Annotated in this window: 12 protein-coding genes; 2 read left to right on the top strand and 10 right to left on the bottom strand. The window is 51.9% G+C overall.

Annotation, left to right across the window (positions count from 1 at the left end; genetic code table 11):
- The first annotated feature begins 195 nt into the window (after positions 1-195).
- Positions 196-615: a secondary thiamine-phosphate synthase enzyme YjbQ gene (locus C9I98_RS25090; RefSeq protein ID WP_036822834.1), complete on the top strand. Its 420-nt coding sequence runs from the start codon at positions 196-198 to the stop codon at positions 613-615.
- A gap of 47 nt (positions 616-662) precedes the next feature.
- On the opposite strand, the gene C9I98_RS25085 is transcribed toward C9I98_RS25090, so the two are convergent.
- From C9I98_RS25085 to C9I98_RS25075, 3 genes are read right to left on the bottom strand one after another with little or no spacing between them, the layout of a single operon-like run.
- Positions 663-1,907: a BamA/TamA family outer membrane protein gene (locus tag C9I98_RS25085; protein ID WP_107272623.1), complete on the bottom strand. Its 1,245-nt coding sequence runs from the start codon at positions 1,905-1,907 to the stop codon at positions 663-665.
- Positions 1,908-1,926: 19 nt separating this feature from the next.
- A complete protein-coding gene (gene alr, locus C9I98_RS25080) occupies positions 1,927-3,006 on the bottom strand; it encodes an alanine racemase (RefSeq protein WP_036827667.1) in 1,080 nt (359 codons plus the stop codon).
- Between the two features lie 58 nt (positions 3,007-3,064).
- Positions 3,065-4,462, bottom strand: a complete 1,398-nt coding sequence (locus C9I98_RS25075; RefSeq protein WP_036827664.1) for a replicative DNA helicase — start codon at positions 4,460-4,462, stop codon at positions 3,065-3,067.
- Between the two features lie 231 nt (positions 4,463-4,693).
- On the opposite strand from C9I98_RS25075, the gene C9I98_RS25070 reads away from it, so the two are divergent.
- Positions 4,694-5,449, top strand: a complete 756-nt coding sequence (locus C9I98_RS25070; protein ID WP_107272627.1) for a DUF481 domain-containing protein — start codon at positions 4,694-4,696, stop codon at positions 5,447-5,449.
- A gap of 89 nt (positions 5,450-5,538) precedes the next feature.
- On the opposite strand, the gene rplI is transcribed toward C9I98_RS25070, so the two are convergent.
- From rplI to nsrR, 7 genes are all read right to left on the bottom strand, one after another.
- Entirely contained in the window at positions 5,539-5,991 is a 453-nt protein-coding gene (gene rplI / locus C9I98_RS25065) for a 50S ribosomal protein L9 (RefSeq protein ID WP_036832297.1), read from the bottom strand.
- A 37-nt stretch (positions 5,992-6,028) separates the two neighbouring features.
- Entirely contained in the window at positions 6,029-6,256 is a 228-nt protein-coding gene (gene rpsR, locus C9I98_RS25060; protein ID WP_002539422.1) for a 30S ribosomal protein S18, read from the bottom strand.
- Between the two features lie 16 nt (positions 6,257-6,272).
- Positions 6,273-6,575, bottom strand: coding sequence for a primosomal replication protein N (gene priB, locus C9I98_RS25055; protein ID WP_036832300.1), 303 nt, complete (start codon positions 6,573-6,575; stop codon positions 6,273-6,275).
- 7 nt (positions 6,576-6,582) lie between these two features.
- Positions 6,583-6,981, bottom strand: a complete 399-nt coding sequence (gene rpsF / locus C9I98_RS25050; RefSeq protein ID WP_036832303.1) for a 30S ribosomal protein S6 — start codon at positions 6,979-6,981, stop codon at positions 6,583-6,585.
- Between the two features lie 309 nt (positions 6,982-7,290).
- Positions 7,291-8,025 (bottom strand): 23S rRNA (guanosine(2251)-2'-O)-methyltransferase RlmB, encoded by a 735-nt coding sequence (gene rlmB, locus C9I98_RS25045; RefSeq protein WP_036832306.1) that lies wholly within the window; start codon positions 8,023-8,025, stop codon positions 7,291-7,293.
- A gap of 3 nt (positions 8,026-8,028) precedes the next feature.
- Positions 8,029-10,578, bottom strand: coding sequence for a ribonuclease R (rnr, locus tag C9I98_RS25040; protein WP_036832309.1), 2,550 nt, complete (start codon positions 10,576-10,578; stop codon positions 8,029-8,031).
- Positions 10,579-10,698: 120 nt separating this feature from the next.
- On the bottom strand, positions 10,699-11,130 hold the full coding sequence (nsrR, locus tag C9I98_RS25035) for a nitric oxide-sensing transcriptional repressor NsrR (RefSeq protein WP_036832334.1): 432 nt from the start codon (positions 11,128-11,130) through the stop codon (positions 10,699-10,701).
- Positions 11,131-11,232: the final 102 nt, after the last annotated feature.

Genomic DNA, 11,232 nt, shown 5'->3' with positions numbered 1-11,232 from the left:
CTAGTGTAGACCAACTAAAGCAGTCGGCTAAATTTTTGTAATTTTACAACTTATGAATAATTATGACTTGAAGCGGCGCTTACCTTCATTGCGTCAGGTCACGAAAACCAAGAGTAAATGATTGGGCGGAATAAGTGCAACAGATCCGGTAGAGATTACGCTTTTTACGCTATCACAACCAAAAGGGAAGCAACCATGTGGTACCAGAAAACTATCCAGCTCCGTGCTCGCCAACGCGGATTTCACCTTGTTAGCGATGAAATTGAACAACAAATTCCAGAGCTCGACCAATTCAATGTCGGGCTGGCACATATCTTTATCCAGCACACCTCGGCCAGCCTAACCCTGAATGAAAATGCCGATCCGACGGTACGCAGCGATATGGAAGCCCATTTCAATCGCGCGGTGCCCGAGCGTGCCCCTTACTACCAGCACACCTATGAGGGTGACGACGATATGCCGGCGCACATCAAGGCCTCGTTGCTCGGCAACAGCGTTACGCTTCCAATTTGCAATGGCCAATTGGCATTGGGAACCTGGCAAGGCATCTACCTAGGGGAACACCGGGACCATGGCGGTAGCCGCCGCTTGGTGATCACCTTGCAGGGCGAATAGCAACCAAAGAAAAAGGCAAGCGTTCACACGCTTGCCTTGATAGGGGCTTAGAAAGGCTGGTTTATCATCACCCGGAACAGGCTGTCTTCACTGCCCCAGGCCATTTCGGTTCTCACCACGATACCTTCGACCTGAAAACGAATGGCAGCACCGGCACTCCATTTCATGTCCTTGTGCAGCTCGGCCAAGTCATACTCATCGGCTACCCGGCCAACGTCGACAAATGCCACCCACTGCCACCAAGGCACGTCATACCATTCGAACACCGGCCATTCTTCCAGCGGCTGCCAATCCGGCAGCACGCGGTATTCCATGCTATAGCTCAGGGCAGAACGATCGACAAAGCGCCCACCAGAAAAGCTTCTCAAACGGTATAATCCGCCAAGGCGGGTACCGGCATACGCCGGGGGACGACGAAACTCCTCTTTGCCGTTAACCGTTTCAGTCTTGTTCCAGCTTGGGGTGTCGCCGGTATAGAAGTTAAATGCAAAGACCTGCTTATCAATCAACTCACCGAAGTTGCCAAGATCCCAGAACCAGCTTTGGTTCAGCTCCCACTTCCACCAACTGGCATGATCCGAACTGCCCGGATCGACCGACACACTGAACTGGCTGCGGCTACCCTTGGTTGGGTTACGGCTGTTATCACGGTTATCCCAATCAAGGCGCGTTTCCAGCCCCCACACACTTTCCACTTCGCTAAACCCAGCCGTCGCAGACGTATCCGCTAGATCTCGCGATTGATAGAACGGCCTAAACTCGATGGACGTCACCCCGCTTTGCCAAGGCGTGCTACCTGTGACTTCGCGAAATGGCCGGATAGCAGCCAGCATCCCCTCATCTTTTGCCGCTCCCAGCGGAAAGATATAACGCATCGACAGTCGATACTGCGACTCCGTGGCATCCGACACAATCTTATCATCCGCACTGGAGTCATTACTGGTGGCATCCCCCAAGTAATAATCAAACTGCTTATAGTCGGCGGAAAACAATTCGGCACCGAAAATCCAACGGCTATCGAGCCCGAATGTGTAATTGTTAGCCCCGAGATAAGCCAGCCAAGTGCCCTTATCGGTCACCACGCCCGCCCCCAGCAATGCCGCCTGGGGCTGGCCCGCCCCTTTGAGCAAGCCAGCTGCCCCGACAGACAACCCCATCGAGTCGGTGGAAAAGGCAAAAGGCACCACTGCGGTTTCCGGCTCCCAGGCCGGCCAACCATCTGCATGGGCCGAAGCAGTAAACGAGAAAGCCGCAACAACTGCTGCGGCTTTAAAATTCTTTAATATCGACAAAACTCAATTTCTATTTAATTTACGAATATGCCATTGCTACACGAGATGTTAGCTTCGTTACTAGTTCATAGGCAATGGTTCCGATGTGCTCGGCCACAATTTCTGCCGGCAACCCGTCACCCCACAAAATTACTTCGTCACCGACTTTATCGGTTGTATCTGGGCCCAGATCAACCGTCAGCATATCCATCGACACCCGTCCAGCCATTGGCACCACACGGCCATTCACCAGTACAGGCGTGCCATTGGGTGCCGTACGCGGGTAGCCATCACCATAACCAATCGCTATCACACCAATTTTGGTGTCACGCTCGCTGGTCCATATCCCGCCATAGCCAACCGACTCGCCTTTTTTCACCTCCCTCACCGCAATCAGGCTGGAGGTTAAGGTCATCACGGGCTTCATGTTGAATGCTTCAGCCGAGCGTTCGGGTTCAATAAATGGCGACACGCCATACATGATGATCCCCGGCCTGATCCATTCCAACTGGCTCTGCGGCCAAGCCAAAATCCCCGCCGATGCTGCCAGCGAGCGCTCACCACGGCAACCTTCGGTCAATGCCAAAAAAGTATCGATCTGCTGCTGGGTCACCGTGCTCCCCATTTCGTCGGCACAGCCAAAATGGCTCATATAACGTAACGGCTTCGCGACGTTGCTACACGCATGCAGTCGTTCAACGAACTCGGCATACTGCTCCGGGCGCACGCCAAGGCGGTGCATACCGGTATCTATCTTCAACCACACTACAACAGGCGCATCGAGCTCGGTCTGCTCTAGGGCTTCTAGCTGCTCGATCGAATGCACAACGGTGTGGATATTATTGGTCACCAATACAGGTAAGTCCGAAGGGGCATAGAAGCCTTCAAGCAACAGCACGGGTTTTACGATGCCACCAGCACGCAACGTTAGCGCTTCTTCGATACGGGCAACACCAAAGCCATCGACATCCGGCAGGTTGCGGGCAACTTCGGCCAAGCCATGGCCGTAGCCATTGGCCTTCACCACAGCCAATAGCTTGCTGCTCGGTGCCTTGGCACGCAGCTCGCTAATGTTGTGCGCCAAGGCTTGGGTGTTGATATATGCTGTTGCCGCTTTCATTAAAATTCCTACTGTATTACTCGGCTATACGTGAAGCCACCATGAGCAACGAATATTGTTACTCTTCATCAAACGCCGGGCCGGCGTAGTTATCAAAGCGAGAAAATTGCCCCTGGAAGGTCAAACGCACGGTACCGATAGGACCATTACGCTGCTTACCTAGAATGATTTCGGCGATCCCCTTCAGGGCGCTGTCTTCGTGGTAAACCTCGTCACGGTAGATGAACATGATCAAGTCGGCATCCTGCTCGATTGCCCCCGATTCACGCAAGTCCGAGTTCACCGGGCGCTTGTCGGCACGTTGCTCCAACGAGCGGTTTAGCTGGGACAGGGCAACCACAGGCACGTTCAACTCTTTCGCCAGGGCTTTCAACGAGCGGGAAATCTCCGCGATTTCCAAGGTACGGTTATCCTGCAGGCTAGGCACGCGCATAAGCTGAAGGTAGTCGATCATGATGAGGCTGAGGCCGCCATTGTCGCGTGCAATACGGCGCGCGCGGGAGCGTACTTCTGTCGGGGTCAGGCCAGAGCTATCATCGATATACATATTCTTCTTTTCCATCAGAATACCCATGGTCGATGAGATCCTCGCCCAGTCCTCGTCATCCAACTGACCGGTACGGATCTTGGTCTGGTCTACCCGAGAGAGCGACGCCAGCATACGCATCATGATCTGTTCCGATGGCATCTCCAACGAGAAGATTAGCACCGGCTTTTCCTGCTCCATCGCGGCATTTTCACACAAGTTCATCGCAAACGTGGTCTTACCCATCGACGGACGCGCCGCCACGATGATCAGGTCGGAGCCCTGCAGGCCCGCCGTTTTCTTGTTGAGATCAGTAAAGCCCGTCGAGACACCAGTAACACCATCTTGCGGAGACTGGTAAAGGATTTCGATACGCTCTAGCGTCTTTTCCAGAATAGTATCAACGTTTTGCGGCCCTTCGTTCTCCGAAGTACGCTGTTCGGCAATGGCGAAAACCTTACTTTCCGCCATATCAAGCAGCTCTTCACTGTCTCGCCCTTGCGGATCATAACCGGCATCAGCGATTTCGTTCGCCACCCCGATCATGTCACGGATCAAGGCACGTTCGCGTACAATCTCGGCATAGGCAGAAATGTTTGCCGCCGACGGCGTATTCTTCGCCAGCTCGGCCAGGTAAGCAAAGCCGCCCACATCATCGAGTTGGTCTGCTCGCTCAAGGTGCTCAGAGAGTGTAATCAAATCAAGTGGTTGCCCACCTTCAAGGAGTACAGAGGCGCCCTCGAAAATAATACGGTGAGGTCGGCTGTAGAAGTCCTTGGCAACCACCTTCTCGGCGACAGCATCCCACTTTTCATTGTCCAACATCAAGCCGCCGAGCACCGACTGTTCGGCCTCTAGCGAGTGCGGAGGCATTTTAATTGCATCCATCTTGGTATCTTTGGGTTTGTTAGGTCTGCTGTTTTCTGCCATAGGAATTGAAATGATTGCCGGAAACTGAGCCGAGCATTATACCTGAAATCGCCGTGAGTCTATCTAACAATATAGTGCCGAAAAACAATTTCCCCTCGATTGTTTGCATATTAAAGAACAAAGACTGCGAATCATCAGCCTCTCGCACTATTCTTGACCAAATGTTGACATAAATAGGGTAAAATGCAGCGTTTAATTGATTTGCTATGGGTTATTTTCAGAGGAGGCCGCTTGGCAAGAAACATCCTAGCCTTATTGCTACTTGCCAGCACAGCTGCTCAAGCAACTGATGACGACAGGCCAACCCCGATCCCGCCACCGTGGACCAGTGAAATTGAATTTGGCTACCATGCGCTCGGCGGCAACTCAGATTCCGAAACGCTTAACAGCCGTGTTGGTTTTACCTACGTTAAAAACCAATACCGCCAAACGGCCGAGGCCAAGTACCTGCTGGCCGAGAAAGACGGTGAGGAAGACAAGCGCAAGGGGCAAATCGAGCTCCAGAGCGATATGAAGATCAACGAGCGGACCTATGTCTTGGGCAATGCCAACTATGTCGACGATCGCTATGGTCCCTACTTTACCGACTTCACCCTATCAACCGGTTTGGGTTACCAGCTAATTCGCCGTGAAACTTTCCAGATGGAAGTGGAAGCCGGCCCGGGTTACCGCCACCAAGAACCAAACATCGACGAGATCGACGACGACGATATCATCATTCCCGAAACCGTCGACGAGTTGATTATTCGTGGTAGTGCCAAGTTTATCTGGAAGCCATCGAAAAACGTCGAGGTCAACGCCCGGGCAACCGGAATCGGCGGCAACAGTAACAGCACGCTGGAAACCGAGCTCAATGTCACCACCGCCATCAACGACCACGTTGCCCTTAAGTTCAGCAACAGCCAGAAGGTCAACAGTTGGGTACCCGACGGGCTGAAAAAGCGCGACTCTACCATGAGCGTGAGCGTGCTGTTCAAGATCAACTAGCCAAACAACCAAGCCTGCTACAATGCCAGATGACAGGCATAAAAAAACCAGCCCGAAGGCTGGTTTTTTCATATCGACACTAAGCGTTATTAGTCTTCAGCAACAACGTTTAGGTTGATAGATGCGAATACTTCAGAGTGCAGCTGGATGCTGATCTCGAATTCGCCAGTCGTGCGTAGAGCACCTTCTGGTAGGCGAACTTCGCTCTTCACTACTTCAACGCCAGCCGCAGTAATTGCGTCAGCGATATCACGAGTACCGATAGAACCGAATAGTTTACCTTCGTCACCAGCTTTAGATGCGATAACTACAGCTTCTAGAGCGTTTAGTTTTTCTGCACGAGCTTCAGCAGCAGCTAGTTGCTCAGCAACTTTAGCTTCTAGCTCAGCACGACGTGCTTCAAACATTTCAACGTTAGCTTTAGTTGCCATTACAGCCTTACCCTGTGGGATAAGGAAGTTACGTGCAAAACCCGCTTTAACGTTAACCTGATCGCCAAGGCCACCTAGGTTACCGATTTTATCAAGTAGAATAACTTGCATTATCTTGTCCTCTTAAACTTAATTAAACCGCTACCGATTACTGATGCTTGTCAGTGTATGGTAGAAGTGCTAGGTAACGAGAACGCTTGATAGCGCGAGCTAGCTGACGCTGGTATTTAGCGCGAGTACCAGTGATACGGCTTGGTACAATTTTACCAGCTTCAGTGATGTAGTTTTTTAGAGTTGCTACGTCTTTGTAGTCAATCTCTTGTACGCCTTCTGCAGTGAAACGGCAGAATTTACGACGACGGAAGAAACGTGCCATGGGCTTATCTCCTGAATCAAATTTTTTCAATGTGGTCGGCATGTAACACTAATTTCCCGATACCGTTTCGGCCGGTTTGGTAGGAAACAAAGCCCGCTACCTTAATGTGACTGCCAACAGCTAAATCTTGAGTGAGTACTTGTTGACCTTGCCCGCTAACTACCACGTTAATGTAGCAATACACTTGCCGTGGTAAGTCGGCTTCCTGCTGGTAAGAACGGTGCTCAAGCACAAAGTGACAATGAGGTATTCCCGCCAGCGATTTGCTTCGTTTGGGGTCCTTGGCGATAACACCAGATAACTCCAGACGATTGGTCATTCAAAAATTACTCAGCTGCTGCTTCGCCTTCAGATTGTGCTGGAGCTGGTTGCTCTGCACGCTCTTCACGACGTGGGGCACGCTCTTCTTTAGCCTTCATCATTGGAGATGGCTCAGTGATAGCGCCTTTAGTACGCATGATCATGTTACGGATCACAGCATCGTTGAAGCGGAAGTTAGACTCTAGCTCGTCGATTGCAGACTGCTCAGCTTCAACGTTCATTAGAACGTAGTGTGCTTTGTGCAGTTTGTTGATTGGGTAAGCCATTTGACGACGACCCCAATCTTCTAGACGGTGAATCTGACCACCAGTATCTTTGATAGCAGCAGTGTAACGCTCGATCATGCCAGCAACCTGTTCGCTTTGATCAGGGTGCACCATGAATACGATTTCGTAATGACGCATTGGTTGCTCCTTACGGATTAATCAGCTTCCTGAGTTGGCTCGGTTATCCAGAGGAAGCAAGGAACTAAAATAGAACCGAGAATTTGGACGCTGAATAGTACAGAGATTGGACAATCTTAGCAAGTAAAATTTACAGCTACAGATGCAAGCTTCTCCGCCCCCTAAACGCAACAAACCCCATGGGCTAGCAAGTCTGTACCCGACTCATTCGCCCACAGGGTTTCGTTATCGAAGCGGGGTTAACCGCTACCCGACTCCGCTCTCACTATCGGGCCCCAGCCCCATAGTGAGATGTCTCATTTTGCTATCTTACTGGCGCTGACGCACGGCTTCAAACAGGCAAATACCCGTTGCAACAGAGACGTTCAAGCTCGATACCGAGCCCGCCATTGGGATTTTGATCAGATCATCACAAGTTTCGCGAGTAAGGCGGCGCATGCCCTCACCTTCCGCGCCCATGACGATAGCCAAAGGCCCGGTCAATTTGCTTTGGTAGATATCATGCGTAGCCTCGCCCGCCGTACCCACCACCCACACACCCTTGTCCTGCAATGCGCGCAGCGTGCGTGCCAAGTTGGTCACGCGTACCAACGGCATCACTTCTGCCGCACCACAAGCTACCTTGCTGGCTGTTGCGTTTAACTGGGCCGAACGATCTTTCGGGACAATCACCGCCGTGGCACCGGCTGCATCAGCATTACGCAGACAAGCACCGAGGTTGTGCGGATCGGTCACCCCGTCCAGCACCAACAGCAGCGGGTTTTCTTGTCCTGCCAACAAATCATCTAGATCATTTTCGTTGTACTGCTTGCCCGGGCGAACGCGCGCGATGATGCCTTGGTGCGATGCCCCTTTGGCCTTGTCGTCTAGCGCCTTGCGGCCTGCCTGCTGGATAGTGATACCCAACATCTGCAATTCATTCAGTACCGGCAGCAAACGATCGTCCTGACGCCCCTTCAGTACGAATACCTCGATAAAACGTGCCGGATCCGATGCTAGTACGGCGTTAACGGCGTGGATGCCGAAAATAATGTCATTACTCATGGGTTATTTCTTCTTTGCTGCCCGTTCTTTCTTACCAGCACGCTGCTTCTTGCTGCGTGCCTTGGTCGATTTTTTCTTCGCCTTCGGCTTTCCGCCTGATTTAGGCTTCTTGCCGTCCGGCGCCTTGTCTTCCTCGAATTTAGGAATTGCCCCCGCTTTCAGCTTCTGGCGCACCGAGCTACGCTCTTTTTTCGATTTTGACCGACGCTCTTGCTGCGCTTCGCCATCTTCGACCCGGAACACTTTCAAGCTTTGGCGTTGCATACCTTCCGCTTTACGCATGCGCTGTTTTTTCTCGCGGTTTTTAGCGGTTTTGCCTTCCCCGCGGGGCTTACGGTTGCTGCCTACGATATCAAAATCGATCTGGCGATCGTTTAGGTTGATGGATGCAACCTTCACTTTCACCGTGTCACCAAGACGATAAACCTGACCCGAGCTATCACCAATTAAGCGCTGGCCGATAGGATCATACTGATAGTAATCATTGGCCAAGTTCGAAATATGCACCAAGCCATCAATATTCAGTTCATTAAGGCGTACAAAGAAGCCGAAGCCTGTAACATTGGCAATCACACCGTCGAACTCATCGCCCACGTGATCCTGCATGTATTCACACTTGAGCCAATCGGCCACATCACGGGTTGCATCATCAGCCCGGCGTTCAGAAGTTGAACACTGTTCGCCAATGACGTCGATGTCATCAAAAGAGTAGTGGTAGCCACCCGTCGGTGTCCAGCGATCTTTATTGGTCCCTTCCTGCTTGGCAATCAAGTACTTGATTGCACGGTGCAAGGTTAAATCCGGGTAACGGCGGATAGGCGAGGTAAAGTGGGCATACTGCTTCAGCGCCAAACCAAAGTGGCCGATATTATCTGCTTGGTAAACCGCCTGCTTCATTGAGCGAAGCAGCATAGTCTGGATAAGCTCTTTGTCCGGACGGTTCTGGATCAGGCTTGCCAGCGCCGCGTAATCTTTCGGGGACGGCTCCAAGCCACCGGACAACTGGAGGCTTAGCTCGCCCAAGAAATCACGGAAGCCCATCAGGCGTTCTTCGCCCGGGGTATCGTGGACACGGTACAAGGCCGGCTCTTTAGCCTTTTCGACAAAACGCGCCGAAGCAATGTTGGCCAAAATCATACATTCTTCGATGATCTTATGGGCATCATTACGCTCAGCCGGAACAATACGGTCAATCTTGCGATCGGCATTGAAGATGAACTGGGTTTCCACCGTTTCGAATTCAATGGCACCACGCTCTTCACGGGCACCTTTTAGCACCTTGTACATGCTATACAGCTCTTCAAGGTGCGGTACCAATGGCGCATAGCGCTCACGCAGCTCCTCATCCCCTTCCAGCATTTTGCTGACCTTGGTATAGGTCAGTCGGGCATGGGAGTTCATCACCGCCTCATAGTGCTTGTAGCCCGACAGTTTGCCGGCTTCTGAGATGGTCATCTCACACACCATACACAGGCGATCAACTTGCGGATTCAGCGAGCACAGACCATTGGACAGCACTTCCGGCAGCATCGGGATCACTTGCGACGGGAAGTATACCGAGTTGCCGCGCTTCACCGCCTCGTTATCCAACGCCGAGCCCTGGCGTACATAGTGGCTCACATCGGCAATCGCAACCCATAGGCGCCAGCCACCGGACTTTTTGCGCTCACAGTACACCGCATCATCGAAATCGCGGGCATCTTCGCCATCGATGGTCACCAAGGGTAAGTCGCGCAGATCGACACGGCCGGTCTTGGCCTCTTCTGGTACTTCTTCGCCAAGCCCTTCAATCTGCTTTTCAACTTCTGCCGGCCATTCGTGCGGGATGTCATGGGTGCGCAAGGCAATTTCAATTTCCATGCCCGGTGCCATGTTCTCGCCCAGCACTTCCACCACTTTCCCCACGGCGTTGTACTGACGGGTAGCGCGTTGGCTGATTTCAACCACCACAACGTTACCCATGCGCGCGCCCAAACGCTGGTCGTTAGGGATCACGATATCCTGCGCGATGCGGGAGTCGTCCGGTACCACATAGCCCATGCCGTCTTCGATAAAGAAGCGGCCGACTATTTGCCCTTCGTAGTGCTTGAGCACACGAACAACACGGCCCTCGCGGCGGCCACGCTTATCGGTGCCGTCAACTTGAGCCAAAATGTAATCACCGTGGATCACACCACGCATCTGATGGTGAGGCAGCAGCAAGTCTTCTTCCTTGCTGTGGGTGCCTTCTGGGCGCAAAAAGCCGAAGCCATCACGGTGGCCAATCACATGGCCTTTGATTAAGTCCAGTCGCTCAGGCAAGGCGTAACACTGGCGGCGCGTGAAGATCAACTGGCCATCGCGCTCCATCGCCCGCAAGCGGCGGCGCAGGCCTTCATATTGGTCATCGCCTTCAAGCTTAAGCTCGGTAAATAGCTGATCACGGCTCACTGGAGTAGAAAACCCACGGATCACTTCCAGCAGCATCTCTCGGCTGGGAATCGGGTTTTCGTAGTTTGAAGCTTCGCGATCGCGAAAAGGGTCGACCGGTAAATCGGTAGTACCTTTTGACATAGATTAGATCCAAGTTAGCGAAGATATAACTCTAGTATATCTTCGCCCTAGGTGAACAGACGGGAGCAAAGTCAAATTCTTTACTCCGTAAAGGAGATTTCGAAGTTATTGATTTGCTTATTAAGCCACAGGTTGATCCAGCAACACACGGAGTGGTGGATTATCGTCGATGAGACCGGCAAGTGTATGTTGGTCTAGCTCAGCCAAAAATGCCTGGCGAGCAGAGAACAGCACGCCCTTCAGGCGGCACGCAGCAGTTATATGGCAGAAGTCTTCATTACAATTCACAATCTGCAACGGTTCGATAGCACGTACCACATCGCCAATCACAATTTGGTCGGCAGGCATTCCCAAACGAATACCACCGTTTTTGCCGCGCACGGTTTCGACATACCCCAACTGACCAAGCTTGTTGATGATCTTCACCATATGGTTACGCGATACACCGTACACTTCAGTTACTTTGGTAATACTGGCAAGCTCCCCTTGTGGCAGGGTCGCAAGATAAATCAGGGCACGCAGGCCATAATCGGTAAAACTAGTCAGTTGCACAATAACTCCTCCTGCTGGCATTTTAATCTTCTTATTGACTAAAAGATACAGATAAGATACAACTTAAAACATGCATTACAAATATAAGTTTAAACATAGGAA

This window comes from Photobacterium sanctipauli (genome assembly GCF_003026495.1).
Classification (GTDB): domain Bacteria; phylum Pseudomonadota; class Gammaproteobacteria; order Enterobacterales; family Vibrionaceae; genus Photobacterium; species Photobacterium sanctipauli.
The sequence above is the reverse complement of the archived record's forward strand: the minus strand, read 5'-3'. Positions and strand labels throughout refer to the sequence as shown.

Bases quoted from the DNA above. Each gene is read 5' to 3' on its own strand.
- C9I98_RS25090 (WP_036822834.1), top strand. From the start codon at position 196: ATGTGGTACCAGAAAACTATCCAGCTCCGTGCTCGCCAACGCGGATTT.
- alr (WP_036827667.1), bottom strand. From the start codon at position 3,006: ATGAAAGCGGCAACAGCATATATCAACACCCAAGCCTTGGCGCACAAC.
- C9I98_RS25075 (WP_036827664.1), bottom strand. From the start codon at position 4,462: ATGGCAGAAAACAGCAGACCTAACAAACCCAAAGATACCAAGATGGAT.
- rplI (WP_036832297.1), bottom strand. From the start codon at position 5,991: ATGCAAGTTATTCTACTTGATAAAATCGGTAACCTAGGTGGCCTTGGC.
- rpsR (WP_002539422.1), bottom strand. From the start codon at position 6,256: ATGGCACGTTTCTTCCGTCGTCGTAAATTCTGCCGTTTCACTGCAGAA.
- priB (WP_036832300.1), bottom strand. From the start codon at position 6,575: ATGACCAATCGTCTGGAGTTATCTGGTGTTATCGCCAAGGACCCCAAA.
- rpsF (WP_036832303.1), bottom strand. From the start codon at position 6,981: ATGCGTCATTACGAAATCGTATTCATGGTGCACCCTGATCAAAGCGAA.
- rlmB (WP_036832306.1), bottom strand. From the start codon at position 8,025: ATGAGTAATGACATTATTTTCGGCATCCACGCCGTTAACGCCGTACTA.
- rnr (WP_036832309.1), bottom strand. From the start codon at position 10,578: ATGTCAAAAGGTACTACCGATTTACCGGTCGACCCTTTTCGCGATCGC.